Consider the following 12,126-nt stretch of genomic DNA (forward strand, 5'->3'; position numbering starts at 1 on the left):
CGCCGTTCGAGCGGGGTAGGCCAGCTGGTCGCTGGTTGGGCTGTGCCGTGCTGATCGGTTTCGCTGGATTGGGGCGGATGGGACGGCCGATGGCCGCCCACCTCGCGGCGTCGGGGCATACCGTCCTTGCCTATGACCCCGTGGCCGAAGGCGTCCCACAGGGGCTCACCATGGTCGACTCGATCGAGGATCTCGCGGTGGCGCCGTTGTCGATCAGCATGCTGCCCGACGGTCCGTCCACGCGCGCCGTGGTCGTCGACGGACTGCGAGCGGTCGCGGTGGGCCACGTGCACATCGTGATGGGCACCATCGGCCCGGAGGCCGTGCGGGAACTCGCGGATCGCACCAAGGCGGAAATCGTCGATGCGCCGGTGTCGGGGAGTGTGTCGATGGCCGAATCCGCCTCCATCACAACGATGGTCGGATCGTCCGTCGCGCAATTCGAGCAGGTTCGCCCGGTGTTGGCGGCGATGACCGCGGCGCAGTTCCATGCCGGACCACTAGGTTCCGGCTCGGCGGCCAAGCTCGCGGTGAACGCTGTTCTCGCCGGGCTGAGCCAGGCCGTCGCGGAAGGGCTCGTCCTCGCGGAGGCCGGCGGTCTGGACCCTGCGGTCTTCTACGACATTCTGCGTAACAGTGCGGCCGGGGCGCCCTATGTCGGATACAAGCAGCAGGCGTATCTGGCGCCGCAGACCACCGCGGTCGCGGCGACCGTTGCGCTGATCCGCAAGGACCTCGGCCTCGCCCTGGATCTCGCTCACCGCCACGACCTCGACCTCCCGGGAGCGGAGGCCGCGTTCGGCGTGCTCGAAGAAGCCATGGAGGCCGGACTCGGGCAGGCCGACATGGCAGAGGTCCTCACTGTGCTGAGGCGGCGAAGCGATGTGTCGACACGCCCAGCGATTCCGTACGGCCAGCAGATGGGAGCACACCCATGACACGCGAAACCACCGCCGCCGCAGCCGAATCGACGATTCGCTCGCTCGAGGACCAGCGCTACGCGGCTGTGATCGCGGGCGATGTCGACGGCTTCCTCGCCCTCGCTCATCCCGACCTCGTCTACACCCACTCCAACGCCGAGGTCGACACCCTCGACAGTTACGTCGACAAACTGCGATCCGGCCACTACGTGTATCACCACATCGACCATCCGGTGAGCCGGGTCCTCGTCGCCGGTGATACCGCGGTCGTCGTGGGCGAGATGCACGCCGATCTGACCGCCGGGGGAGTGCGCAAGAAGCTGGCCAACCGTGCGCTGGCGGTGTGGGTGCGCGACCGTGATCGCTGGTTGCTGCTCGCCTATCAGCCGACGGTGATTCCGGGAGATGACCGATGACGATGTTCACCTACGACGCGCTGCCCGGCCGAGTGGTCTTCGGCGCGGGCGCGGCGCGCACCGCATTGCTCGACGAGGTCGACCGACTGGGCGCGCAGGCGATCCTGCTGATCGCTTCCAGTTCGGAATACGAGCTCGCGGCCAGGCTGTGCGAGCGGTTCGCCGCCCGGCTGTCGGCGACATTCTCCGAGGTGCGTCCGCATGTGCCGGTCGAGGTCGCCGAGCGTGCCCGCGAGGCGGCGGCCGGCTCGGACCTGGTGTTGTCGGTGGGTGGAGGTTCGACGACGGGCACCGCGAAAGCTGTTGCGCTGAAAACGGGTTTGCCGATCATCGCCGTCCCGACGACCTACGCCGGTTCGGAAGTCACCCCGGTGTGGGGAATGACCGACGAGGGCCGCAAGACCACGGGCACCGACCGGCAAGTGTTGCCACGGACGGTGATCTACGACCCGGAATTGACACTGTCGTTGCCGGCGGAACTCTCGGCGGCCAGTGGCCTCAACGCCATGGCTCACTGCGTGGAAGCGTTCTGGGCGCCGGGGCGCAATCCGGTGTCGAGTGCGGTCGCCGAGGACGGCATCCGGCATCTGAGCCGGGGCCTGGAAACAGTGGCCACGGCACCGGGCAATCTGACCACTCGGACCGAACTGCTGCTCGGCGCGTATCTGGCCGGGTCGGCCTTCGCGGTGGCGGGATCGGGACTGCACCACAAGATCTGCCATGTCCTCGGCGGTGCCTTCGATCTGCCCCACGCGCAAACGCACGCGATCGTTCTGCCGTATGTGCTCGCGTACAACGCCCCGAACGCATCGGCGGCAACCGACCGGATCGGTGCCGCGCTCGGTCGCCCCGATCCCATCGCCGCGTTGCGAGAGTTGAGCGAAAAGCTCGGTATTCCAGCAGGATTGCGTGATCTCGGGGTCGGCGAAGCCGACATCGACGCCGTCGCCGGCGACATTCTCGCGATTGCGCCCGACGACAACCCGACCCCCGTCACCGCGACCGGCGTCCGTGCGATCCTGCACGCGGCGTGGGCCGGATCAGATCCGATAGGGCTCAGTGCATGACCGTCGACCACACCGTCGTGACCGGGCGGGCACACGCAGTCACCGAAGAGGTCCTGGCCAGCTTCGATGCGACGCCGGACCCTCGGCTGCGCGCGCTGTTGCACAGTCTGGTGCGGCACCTGCACGCCTTCGCCGTAGAAGTCCGCCTCAGCGAACGCGAGTGGCAGCGGGCGATCGAATTCCTCACCCGCGCCGGCCATATCACCGACGAACGCCGCCAGGAGTTCATCCTGCTGTCGGACGTTCTGGGGTTGTCGATGCTGACCGTCGCCATCAACGAGCCCGCCGAGCCCGGTGCCACCGAATCGACCGTATTCGGCCCGTTTTTCGTCGACGACGCTCCCGAAGTGCCTCTCGGCGGCGATATCGCTCGCGGCGCCTCGGGGCCGCCCTGTTACGTGTCCGGTCAGGTCCGCTCGATCAGTGGCGCGCCGATCGAGGGCGCGCGGATCGAGGTCTGGGAGGCCGACGAGGACGGCTTCTACGATGTCCAGTATCCGGACGGCCGCTCGGCCGGTCGTGGATGGCTTCGCTCGGATGCCAACGGCGAGTACAGGTTTCGGTCGGTGCTACCGGCACCGTATCCGATCCCGCACGACGGTCCGGTGGGTGATCTGCTGCAGGCGACGAATCGTAGCCCCATGCGCCCCGCGCATCTGCATTTCATGGTCACTGCCCCCGGATTCCGGACCCTGATCACCCACATCTTCTTGTCCGGCGACCCCTACCTCGCCAGCGACGCTGTGTTCGGTGTGAAGGAAAACCTGGTGGTGAGCGCCATCCATCACGACGACGGTCCGGCCCCGGACGGCACCCACCCCCGCGGCGGCTGGCACAGCATCACTTTCGATCTGGTCCTCGCCACTGACGACGACCTGTAGAACCGTTGAGGAAATCGCCTGTGCCACAAACGATGAGGGCTGCTGTGTACTACGGTGCACGCGACATCCGGCTCGAAGAAGTACCCGTGCCGACTCCCGGCAGCGGCGAAGCGCTCGTCCGAGTGCTGCGGTCGGGGATCTGCGGTACCGACGCATCCGAGTGGATCGCCGGACCGAAAAGCTATCCCGTCACACGCCGCCACCCGCACAGCGGCCATCTGGGTCCTATCATTCCCGGGCACGAGTTCGTGGGTGAGATCGTCGCGTCCGACTCCGATTCCGACCTCGTTGTCGGTGATCTGGTCGCCAGCGGAGCCGGAGTATGGTGCGGGGCTTGTCGCAGATGCCGCGAAGGTCGCACGAATCAATGCGTGCACTACAAGACTGTGGGGCTCAATGTCCACGGCGGTATGGCCGAATACGTCGCGGTCCCTTCGATAACGCTGCGCCGGTTGCCCGGCGGGTTGTCGATCGACCACGCCGGTCTCGCGCAACCGCTCGCGGTCGGCATCCACGCCGCTCGACGCGCCGGGGGCCGTGAGGGCGACAGCGTCGTCGTGATCGGCGCCGGCGCCATCGGCTCCTTCGTCATCGCGGGGCTCGAGCACATCGGTGGCTTCGACATCACCGTCGTGGATATCGCGGCCGACCGGCTCGAGCGTGCGATGCGGCTGGGCGCCCATCGAGCACTGACCGCATCGGAGACGATCGCCTCCGATGTCCGAAAAGCCCTGGGCGGTCACCGGCCGGAGGTCGTCATCGAAGCCAGCGGCGCGCCGGGGCAGCTCGCCGAAGCGCTGGCCATGGTCGCCGACGGCGGCCGCGTCCTGGCAGTCGGCATACCGAAAGGCAAGCCCGAGTTGGATATTCACTCGATGATCTTCCGCGAGGTCACCCTCGACACCACACTCGCGCACGTCTGCGACACCGATCTGCCCGCGGCACTGGACATCCTCGCCGACGGTGTCATCGGCGGCGAATTCATCGAACCCGCCGTCGCGCTGGACCAGCTCGGCACCTCCCTCGACCGACTCGCCGCCGGTCGAGTGGAAGGAAAGATCCTCATCGATCCCGGCATGTGAGGTCACCGATGACAACGACCCGCGCCGGCGTAACCGCCGCCGTCTGCACCGCCGCCTTCCTGGTGAGCGGATGCACCGCACTCGACACCCCGAGCCGCGCCGAGAACCACATCACCGCCGACTTCCGCTCCACTGCGGGCATTTTCGACGGGAACCCGGTCACCGTGCTCGGGCTCCAGATCGGCACCGTGGACAAGATCATCCCGCACGGGGAGTACAACGAAGTCCACATGAGCATCGATGCTTCGGTGCAGATCCCCGAACACGTTGTCGCGGTCCTTGTTTCACCGTCGATCGTCACCAACCGTCACATCGAACTCACGCCCCGCTATACCGGTGGTCCGACACTGCCGGCCGATGCGCACCTGACCGTGCAGCAGACCCGCACACCCGTCGAGCTGGACACGATGATCACAACGATCGACCAGTTCGCCGCCGCCCTGAAACCCGAACCCGGCGCCGAAATCGGCCCGCTCTCGGGACAGCTGCTCTACTCCATGGTCGACGGACAGGGGCAGAAGATCCACGACACCCTGGCGGCCCTGTCCGGAGCCCTGAAGGTCGGCGTCGGCAACGGCGATGCGATCGCCGGCATCATCAGCAAAATCGACGAATTGACGACGATGCTGGCCGACAACGACCATTCGGTGCGCGAGTTCAGCGACACAATGACACAGCTGTCGAACTTGCTGGCCGAACAAGCACCAGGACTGCAAGCAACTCTCGACCAGCTCAACGGGATGCTGGCCAACACCAGCGGAACCCTGAGCCGGTATCAGGACCAGCTCGCGGGAACACTGTCGAACCTGACCAGCGTCACGGCCCAGCTGCGCGCCAACGCCGCCGGAGTGACGGAAACGGTGGACCTCGCTCCGCTGCTGCTGCAAAACCTCGACCGATCGATGAACCGAAGCCAGGGATTCATGCGCGGCCATGTCGTGCTCGGCACCGCGCTCACCGGCGAGGTCGTCAGCCTCTTCTGTGAACGCATCCAGATGCGATCGGACGGCTGCCGCACGGGCCGCTTGGAAGACTTCGGGCCCGACCTGGGACTCACCTCGGCACTTCTCGGACTGACACGATGAAATAGTAAGGAGCCCAGCGGTGTTCGAGCCCTGCCCGGGAAATTACGTCTGGAATCTCTCGATCAATCTGGCGCTCGCGCAGGGCGCCGCGATCGGGGAGATCGACGAAGTATGCCGCCCCCTGATCGGTGCCGAACCGGATTCGGGGCAGTTGTTCGCGAGCCTGTGCGCGGTCGCGGATCGCGTCCGCCGGCAGGCCGACGTGGATGTTACTGCGGGCCATAAGCTTTCGGCGGCGACGAGATACCGCCGTGCATCGATCTGCTACCTGACCGCAGAGCGGATGCAGAGCCGGTCGTTCGAGCCGTGGACAGTGGCTTACCGTAACGGTCTCGACTGCTTCCGTAGGTCGGTCGAGCTCGGTGGTGATCGGTGTGAGTTCGTCGAAGTTCCGTACCGTGACGGCGATATCGACACCACCTTGCCCGGCCTGCTCCTACCAGCGGACGGCGATGGCCCGACGCCATACATGGTGCAGTTCAACGGCCTCGACTCGACCAAGGAGATGGTCTACGGCACCGGCCTGGCCCAGCAATACCGCAAGCGCGGAATTTCCACCCTCATCATCGACCAGCCCGGCACAGGGGAGCCACTGCGACTCCATGGGATGACCGGCATCGCCGAGGCCGAGCGCTACGGGTCCGCCTGCGTCGACTACCTTGCCGAGCGGTCCGACTGCGACACGGAGCGGATCGGCGTCGGCGGCTGGTCGCTCGGCGGCTACTTCGCACCCCGCGCCGCCGCCTTCGAACCCCGATTCAGCCTCTGTGCCGCGTGGGGCGCCATCTACGACTGGGGTGAATTGCAGCGCACCCGTCGGGAGCGTCAACGCACGGGAACCGCGGAGCCGTCGGTAGCGCATTTTTGGGAGCACGTGATGTGGGTGTTCGGAAAGAAGTCGGTGGACGAGTTCGTCGACTTCGCCGCGTCGCTGACGATGGCCGAGGTTAGCGCGAAGATCGAGGTCCCTCTTCTGGTGGTCCATGGCGGCAACGATCGCCAAGTTTCGCCGGCCATGGCGCAGAAGCAGTACGACGCAGCCGTCAATTCGCCGAACCGGCAGCTGAAGATCATGACCCTCGACGACGGGGGAGTCGAACACTGCGCCGCTGACAATATGTCGGCCACAGTCGACTTCATCGCGGACTGGGTGGCTGATCGGTTCGGCACCGGACGATAGTTGACGACGGGGTGGGCACTCACCCAGGTGACCGTCGTTGTCCTGTCGCGAACGCATACGGATGTGATTCGACGGCGGCACGACTCGGACCGGTCCGAGTCGTGCCGCCGCGGTTGTTTCGTCGCTCAGACCGATGCGTTCGGAATGAGATCGACCGGGCCCAGATGTGGACGTTTGGCGACTCGCCCGTCGCCGGAGGACCTGCCGGTGAGGCGGCGAAGCAGCCACGGTGTCAGAAAGCCTGTTACCCAGCGCAGTTCGGCGGTAACGGCCGCGGCGGTGCCGAGTTGTGGTGCAGCGGACGGAAGCGGTTCGGTCCAGCCGTTGCCGGACCCCGGCAGGTGCAGGACCTGGGCCAGTGCGTCGGCGAAACGCTGGTGCCCCAGCGGGGTGGCGTGCAAACGGTCCCAGGACCACATGCGCGGATCGGTCATCACGTCGTGGTCACCGGTTCCTGCCACCAGCACGCCATGGCGAGCGGCCGCATCCCGGATCACCTCGTTGAGCGCGGCTGTGCGCGGGCCGAGCACCCGGGCCAACGGAATGACGCGAGCGACATCGGGAAATGTCACAGTCGCCACGACCGCACCCTGGGCGGTCAGCTGCGCGAATGCCGCCTCGAGATGCTCACCGACGGCCTCGGCGTCGAAGTTCGGTCGCAACAGGTCGTTCCCGCCGGCGATCACCGTGGCGACATCCGGCTGAAGCGCTATCGCAGCGTCGAGCTGTTCGTAGCGGACTTGGCTTGCGAGCTTGCCTCGCACGGCCAGATTCGCATACTGCAACGCAGGATTGGACGCGGTCATCGTCGCGGCGAGCCGGTCGGCCAGGCCGACGAGTCCCGTGCTTTCATCGCCGTCGCCGAGTCCCTCACTCTGGCTGTCGCCCAACGCGACGTACCGAAAGAAATGCGTGGGTGTGCGCACCCTTGGCCTCCTGGGAAATTGGTTGAACAGCCCGAACGAGATGTTCGGTTGCGAACTATCGGAGCGTGTCCGCCAGGCTCAGCACGTCACGGGACTTGATGTCCGGCAGCGAATTCGAGGGGCAGAGCGAGGCGGTTTCGTAGTTCGTCCAGACCTGTCGCGAAGGTCTCGCGTACCTCGACGCCGTGAGCGGTGATGTCGAAGATGGCGTGGTCGGTGTAGACGCGGCTGACGCAGTTGATGCCGGTGAGGGGGTAGCTGCATTCGGGGACGAGTTTCGGGCGTCCGGATTTGTCGAACAGGGTCATCATCACGAAGACGCGTTTCGCGCCGATGGCGAGGTCCATGGCTCCGCCGACTGCCGGGATAGCGTCGGGTTGGCCGGTGTGCCAGTTGGCGAGATCGCCGGTCGCGCTGACTTGGAAGGCGCCGAGGACGCAGACGTCGAGGTGGCCGCCGCGCATCATGGCGAAGGAGTCGGCGTGGTGGAAGTAGGCGGCGCCGGGCAGTTCGGTGACCGGTACTTTGCCGGCGTTGGTGAGGTCGGGGTCGATGTCGTGGCCGGTGGCGGCGGGGCCCATGCCGAGCATGCCGTTCTCGGTGTGCAGGGTGACGCCGAGTTCCAGGGTCAGGTGGTCGGCGATCTTGGTGGGTTGGCCGATGCCGAGGTTGACGTAGGCGCCGCGGGGGATGTCTCGGGCGATGCGGGCGGCGAGTTGGTCGGAGGTCAGGGCCATGTCAGCGGGCTCCTTGCACGGTGTAGTGACGGGCCTGAGTCGCCACGATGCGGTCGACGTAGATGCCGGGTGTCACGATCGCTTCGGGGTCGAGGGTGCCGGCCGGTACGATGTCGGCGACCTGGACGACGGTGGTGGTGGCCGCGGTGGCCATGACGGGGCCGAAGTTGCGGGCGGTTTTGCGGTAGACGAGGTTGCCGAGCGTGTCGGCGCGGTGGGCGGCGATCAGGGCGATGTCGCCGCGCAATGGCATTTCCAGGACGTGGTCGCGGCCGTCGATGGTGCGGGTTTCCTTGCCTTCGGCCAGTATCGTGCCGACGCCGGTGGGGCAGTAGAAGGCGCCGATGCCCGCACCGGCGGCGCGCATTCTTTCGGCGAGTGTGCCCTGCGGAACGACCTCGAGTTCGACCTCGCCCGCGCGGTAGAGGCGATCGAAGACGTAGGAGTCGCTTTGGCGGGGGAACGAGCAGATCACCTTGCGCACGCGGCCTGCCGCGAGTAGCGCGGCGACGCCGACGTCGCCGTTTCCGGCGTTGTTGGACACGATCGTGAGGTCGGTGGCGCCGTGGCGGATCAGCGCGTCGATGAGATCGAACGGCATTCCCGCCAAGCCGAATCCACCGATCAATACTGTTGCACCGTCCGCGATTCCGGCGACCGCGTCGTCGGTGCTGGGGCAGAGGGCGGCGCTCATCGGGTGGCCTCCAGGTTTTCCAGCACGACGGCCAGGCCTTGGCCGACGCCGATGCAGATCGCGGCGACGCCCCAGCGTTCATGGCGTTCGCGCAGCACCTTCGAGAGTGTGGCGAGGATGCGACCGCCGGAGGCGCCCAGCGGGTGGCCGAGGGCGATCGCGCCGCCACGGGTGTTGACGATCTCGGGGTCGATGTTCCAGGCGTCCACACACGCCAGTGATTGCACCGCGAACGCTTCGTTGAGTTCGACGGCACCGACCTGGCCCCAGTCGATACCCGCCCGCGCGAGCGCCCGGTTGGCGGCCTCGACCGGTGCGTAACCGAACGCCTGCGGTTCCACGGCGTGGGCGCCGCGGCCCGCGATCCTGGCCACCGGAGCCACCCCGATCAGGTCGGCGGCGGCCGAACTGCCCAGCAGGACAGCCGAGGCGCCGTCGCTCAGCGGTGAGGCATTGCCGGCGGTGATCGTCCCGTCGGGGCGGAAACTCGGCTTCAGCCCTGCCACCTTGTCGAGGGTCGCATCGGGGCGGATGCCCTCGTCGCGCAGCAATTCCACGCCCTCGACGGGCACGACGAGGTCGTCGTAGAACCCGTCGTCCCATGCGGCGGCCGCGAGAGCGTGGGAGCGGACCGCGAAGGTGTCCTGCCGTTCGCGGCTGATCGAAAATCGTTGCGCGAGTTGCTCGTTGGCCTCGCCGAGGCTGACCGTCCACTCCGCCGGCATGCGTGGGTTGACCAGTCGCCAGCCCAGCGTTGTGGACACCAGTGTCGCGTCCCCGGCGGGGAATGTGCGGCCCGGTTTGGGCAATACCCATGGCGCGCGGGTCATCGATTCGACGCCGCCGGTCAACACGAGGGTCGCGTCGCCGGTTTCGATCTGCCGGGAACCGATCATCGCCGCATCGAGCCCTGATCCGCAGAGCCGGTTGACGGTGGTGGCGGCAACGCTGACCGGAACTCCGGCCAGAAGCGCCGCCATGCGGCCGACGTTGCGGTTGTCCTCACCGGCGCCGTTGGCGTTGCCCCACACGACCTCGTCGATCGCCGCCGGATCCAGTCGGGGCGTTTTTGCGAGCGTGGCATGGATGACAGCGGCGGCGAGGTCGTCGGGCCTGGTTCCGGCCAGCGCGCCGTTGAAGCGGCCGAACGGGGTTCGCACCGCGGTGTAGAGGAGAGCTTCGGTCACCGCTTCGACGTTAGAGTCCAGTGTTTATATCGTGAAGTATCTATTCTGCGCACGATTAGGATGTTTTCGATATGGATGTTCGGCACCTGCGTTACTTCGTCGCTGTCGCCGAGGAACAGCACTTCGGGCGGGCCGCCGCGCGCCTGCACATAGCTCAGCCGCCGCTATCGCAACAGATCCGCCAGCTGGAAGCGAATCTGGGCGTGCTCCTGTTCGAACGCACAACCCGCAAGGTGGAGCTCACCGCCGCCGGGGCCGCCTACCTCGCCCGCGCACGGCAGATCCTCGCCTCGCTCGACGACGCCGCACGCGAGGTGCAACTGGTTGCGGCGGGCTCCGTCGGGCACTTGACCATCGGCTGCGTCGGCTCGGCGACATCCTCCCTGTTGCCGACGCTGTCGCGTCACCTCGCTACCGAACTGCCCGGAGTCGAGTTCGCCTTCCGCGGTGAGATGCTGGTCCCCGACCAGATCGAGGCGCTGCGCACCGGCGCCGTCGACATCGCGCTGCTGCGCCCACCGGTCACCGACCGTTCCCTGGCCGTCGAGCCGCTCCGCGACGACGAACTCGTGCTCGCCACGCCCTCCGACCATCCCCTCGCCGCACTCGCGCACGTAGATGCCCGCGAGCTCGCCGACACCGACCTCATCGTGCACTCCGCCGACCGGGCATCGGTCATGTACGGCGTCGTGATGCGAATGCTGCGCGACGCCGGCATCCAACCCCGCATCCGATACCAGGTCGGCGAAACCTCGACTCTGGTCACTCTCGTCGCCGGCGGACTCGGCGTCGCGATCGTGCCCGCACCGGTATCCGCGCTCGCCCTCGACGGCGTAACCTACCGCCCGCTACGACCGACCACCACCGTCGGGCTCGCTCTCGCCTACCGCGCCGGCAGAACCGAACCACACCTCACCCGAAGCCTGGACGTCATCAAGAGACTGACCGCGACGAAAGATGTTCCATCGCAGCATCTTTCGCTGAATGAACCGAAGGTCTAGCTGCCGCGGCCTGATCGAGTCGGGTGGGAACGCGTCGTCGCGGTGCCGAGCAGATCCAGCGCATCGGCCGCATTCGTCACTCGTGGTGGTGATTCGGGGCCGGTCTCACCGAGTTGCGCGTCGACCCATTCCCGGGTCGGGCCGGATTCGTGGCGGCCGGTGACGAACCACACTCCGCTCGCGCGCTGGTCGGACTGATTGACGTACATGTGCGGGCGAGTGGAGTCGAAGCAGAGTGAGTCGCCGGCGCTGACCGTGTATTTGTCGAAATCCAGCAGCAACGTCAATTCCCCGGAGAAGAGGTAGGCGTACTCGGTTCCGGAGTGCCGCATCGGCATTCGATCCACCGAGCTCGCAGCGCCGGGTTCGTATGTGACCAGCAGAGTGTCCGCACCGGCCCCCGACCCCACCGCGAGCCTTTCCCAGCGAACCCCGTTGGCCATCTCCAGCACCGGGTTGTCCGCCGCACGTTGAACGACTCCGCTCGGCCGAGTCGTGCCCGTCGACGACTCGTGCGCCGGTTCCGCACCGGAGGCGGTGCGACCGTACGAGATCCCCAGCAACTCGTCGAGTGAGACCTCGAGACGATTGACCAGAGCATAGAGAGTGCTCACCGACGGCTGGGACTTGTTGTTCTCGATCTGCGACAGCTGACTAGCGGAGATTCCGGCCGCCGCGGCCAGCGCGCGCAAGCTCAAACCTCGATCCAGGCGCGCCTGCTTCAAAGCCTGGCCGATCCGGTCCTGCATGAGGCACCCCTGTCTACTCGCCCGGCTAATCAATCCTCGGTGAACACTAGCCGTTTATCTCCAATAAACGGTACCCGTACAGACGGCGGATACGAGCCGTCTGCCGTTCCTGATGTATTCGCCGTGGCGGACCGCATCGAATCTGCAACCTATACTGGATATGGCGCGGTCTTACCGGTCTGCCCGTCCACTCTTACGCGA

The 12,126-nt window shown here is 66.7% G+C and carries 13 protein-coding genes; 8 read left to right on the top strand and 5 right to left on the bottom strand.

Features of this window, described 5'->3' with window-relative positions; genetic code table 11:
• Positions 1–47 precede the first annotated feature (47 nt).
• Genes NK1_RS25680 through NK1_RS25710 form a run of 7 tightly spaced genes read left to right on the top strand, consistent with a single transcriptional unit; the run spans position 48 to position 6,631 of the window.
• The gene (locus NK1_RS25680; protein ID WP_063012689.1) at positions 48–938 is read left to right on the top strand and encodes an NAD(P)-dependent oxidoreductase; all 891 of its coding nucleotides are present in this window, start codon (positions 48–50) and stop codon (positions 936–938) included.
• Positions 935–1,336: a nuclear transport factor 2 family protein gene (locus NK1_RS25685; RefSeq protein ID WP_063012690.1), complete on the top strand. Its 402-nt coding sequence runs from the start codon at positions 935–937 to the stop codon at positions 1,334–1,336. The genes NK1_RS25680 and NK1_RS25685 overlap by 4 nt, the downstream gene beginning before the upstream one ends.
• Complete coding sequence (locus tag NK1_RS25690; protein ID WP_063012692.1) at positions 1,333–2,403, top strand: maleylacetate reductase; 1,071 nt, start codon at positions 1,333–1,335, stop codon at positions 2,401–2,403. Before NK1_RS25685 ends, NK1_RS25690 begins: the two co-directional genes overlap by 4 nt.
• Positions 2,400–3,284, top strand: coding sequence for an intradiol ring-cleavage dioxygenase (locus tag NK1_RS25695; RefSeq protein ID WP_063012694.1), 885 nt, complete (start codon positions 2,400–2,402; stop codon positions 3,282–3,284). Before NK1_RS25690 ends, NK1_RS25695 begins: the two co-directional genes overlap by 4 nt.
• A 32-nt stretch (positions 3,285–3,316) precedes the next feature.
• Positions 3,317–4,366, top strand: a complete 1,050-nt coding sequence (locus tag NK1_RS25700; RefSeq protein ID WP_063906111.1) for a zinc-dependent alcohol dehydrogenase — start codon at positions 3,317–3,319, stop codon at positions 4,364–4,366.
• A gap of 8 nt (positions 4,367–4,374) precedes the next feature.
• Entirely contained in the window at positions 4,375–5,451 is a 1,077-nt protein-coding gene (locus tag NK1_RS25705) for an MCE family protein (protein WP_063012696.1), read from the top strand.
• A gap of 19 nt (positions 5,452–5,470) precedes the next feature.
• On the top strand, positions 5,471–6,631 hold the full coding sequence (locus NK1_RS25710) for an alpha/beta hydrolase family protein (RefSeq protein ID WP_063012697.1): 1,161 nt from the start codon (positions 5,471–5,473) through the stop codon (positions 6,629–6,631).
• A 125-nt stretch (positions 6,632–6,756) separates the two neighbouring features.
• On the opposite strand, the gene NK1_RS25715 is transcribed toward NK1_RS25710, so the two are convergent.
• The 4 genes from NK1_RS25715 to NK1_RS25730 form a co-directional block, all read right to left on the bottom strand.
• Positions 6,757–7,557 (bottom strand): SGNH/GDSL hydrolase family protein, encoded by an 801-nt coding sequence (locus NK1_RS25715; RefSeq protein WP_063012701.1) that lies wholly within the window; start codon positions 7,555–7,557, stop codon positions 6,757–6,759.
• An 86-nt stretch (positions 7,558–7,643) separates the two neighbouring features.
• Positions 7,644–8,294 (bottom strand): 3-oxoacid CoA-transferase subunit B, encoded by a 651-nt coding sequence (locus NK1_RS25720; protein ID WP_063012703.1) that lies wholly within the window; start codon positions 8,292–8,294, stop codon positions 7,644–7,646.
• A gap of 1 nt (position 8,295) precedes the next feature.
• Complete coding sequence (locus NK1_RS25725; RefSeq protein WP_063012706.1) at positions 8,296–8,988, bottom strand: 3-oxoacid CoA-transferase subunit A; 693 nt, start codon at positions 8,986–8,988, stop codon at positions 8,296–8,298.
• Positions 8,985–10,175, bottom strand: coding sequence for a thiolase family protein (locus NK1_RS25730; protein ID WP_063012708.1), 1,191 nt, complete (start codon positions 10,173–10,175; stop codon positions 8,985–8,987). The genes NK1_RS25725 and NK1_RS25730 overlap by 4 nt, the downstream gene beginning before the upstream one ends.
• A 71-nt stretch (positions 10,176–10,246) precedes the next feature.
• Between NK1_RS25730 and NK1_RS25735 the strand changes: the two genes are divergently transcribed.
• Complete coding sequence (locus NK1_RS25735; RefSeq protein WP_063012710.1) at positions 10,247–11,176, top strand: LysR family transcriptional regulator; 930 nt, start codon at positions 10,247–10,249, stop codon at positions 11,174–11,176.
• Here the strand turns inward: NK1_RS25735 and NK1_RS25740 are convergent.
• The gene (locus NK1_RS25740) at positions 11,173–11,925 is read right to left on the bottom strand and encodes a helix-turn-helix domain-containing protein (RefSeq protein ID WP_063906112.1); all 753 of its coding nucleotides are present in this window, start codon (positions 11,923–11,925) and stop codon (positions 11,173–11,175) included. The genes NK1_RS25735 and NK1_RS25740 overlap by 4 nt on opposite strands.
• Between the last annotated feature and the right edge of the window lie 201 nt (positions 11,926–12,126).

Origin of the sequence: Nocardia kruczakiae NBRC 101016 (genome assembly GCF_001612965.1) — a bacterium.
GTDB lineage: Bacteria > Actinomycetota > Actinomycetes > Mycobacteriales > Mycobacteriaceae > Nocardia > Nocardia kruczakiae.

Bases quoted from the DNA above. Each gene is read 5' to 3' on its own strand.
- NK1_RS25705 (WP_063012696.1), top strand. From the start codon at position 4,375: ATGACAACGACCCGCGCCGGCGTAACCGCCGCCGTCTGCACCGCCGCC.
- NK1_RS25685 (WP_063012690.1), top strand. From the start codon at position 935: ATGACACGCGAAACCACCGCCGCCGCAGCCGAATCGACGATTCGCTCG.
- NK1_RS25695 (WP_063012694.1), top strand. From the start codon at position 2,400: ATGACCGTCGACCACACCGTCGTGACCGGGCGGGCACACGCAGTCACC.
- NK1_RS25720 (WP_063012703.1), bottom strand. From the start codon at position 8,294: ATGGCCCTGACCTCCGACCAACTCGCCGCCCGCATCGCCCGAGACATC.
- NK1_RS25735 (WP_063012710.1), top strand. From the start codon at position 10,247: ATGGATGTTCGGCACCTGCGTTACTTCGTCGCTGTCGCCGAGGAACAG.
- NK1_RS25700 (WP_063906111.1), top strand. From the start codon at position 3,317: ATGAGGGCTGCTGTGTACTACGGTGCACGCGACATCCGGCTCGAAGAA.
- NK1_RS25725 (WP_063012706.1), bottom strand. From the start codon at position 8,988: ATGAGCGCCGCCCTCTGCCCCAGCACCGACGACGCGGTCGCCGGAATC.
- NK1_RS25690 (WP_063012692.1), top strand. From the start codon at position 1,333: ATGACGATGTTCACCTACGACGCGCTGCCCGGCCGAGTGGTCTTCGGC.
- NK1_RS25740 (WP_063906112.1), bottom strand. From the start codon at position 11,925: ATGCAGGACCGGATCGGCCAGGCTTTGAAGCAGGCGCGCCTGGATCGA.